The sequence below is a fragment of the Aminobacter sp. P4_D5 genome (assembly GCF_056401815.1).
Window position 1 is genome coordinate 1 of sequence record NZ_JBFUIP010001314.1, and the last position, 534, is coordinate 534.

Genomic DNA, 534 nt, shown 5'->3' on the forward strand with positions numbered 1-534 from the left:
CGAGAACCGTGCCCGCGTGGCCCGCGCCGTCGGCGCCGAGCCGGCTGGCCTGCGCTCGCTTCGCCAGGTCCACGGGCCCCGCGTGGTCGAGGCGACCGCCCCTTGTGACACCTTGCCCGAGGCCGACGGCATGGTGACGAAGACCCCTGGGGTGGCGCTGGGCATCATCACCGCCGACTGCGCCCCCGCCCTGTTCCACGACCCCGCTGCCGGGGTGATCGGCGCCGCCCATGCCGGCTGGCGCGGCGCCGTGGACGGCGTGCTGGAAGCGACGGTCGAGGCCATGGTCGCGCTCGGCGCGGAGCGGGCCCGCATCGCCGCCGTCATCGGTCCCTGCATCGCCCAGGGCAGCTACGAGGTTCGCGCCGATCTGCGCGACGCCGTGGCCGATAACAGCTTCTTCGCCCCCGGCCGTGACGCGGAGCACTTCCAGTTCGACCTCGCCGGCTATTGCGTGGCGCGATTGCGGGCTGCCGGCGTGGCGGCCACCGCGCTCGGCCTCGACACCCTCTCCGACGAGGACCGCTTCTTCAG

At 74.3% G+C, this 534-nt stretch carries 1 protein-coding gene; it reads left to right on the forward strand.

The genetic code is table 11. From position 1 onward, the window contains the following. Nucleotides 1–534, forward strand: a 534-nt coding sequence (locus tag AC1DWF_RS38135) for a purine nucleoside phosphorylase YfiH/LACC1 family protein (RefSeq protein ID WP_476843591.1), incomplete at both ends; no start/stop codon positions are given.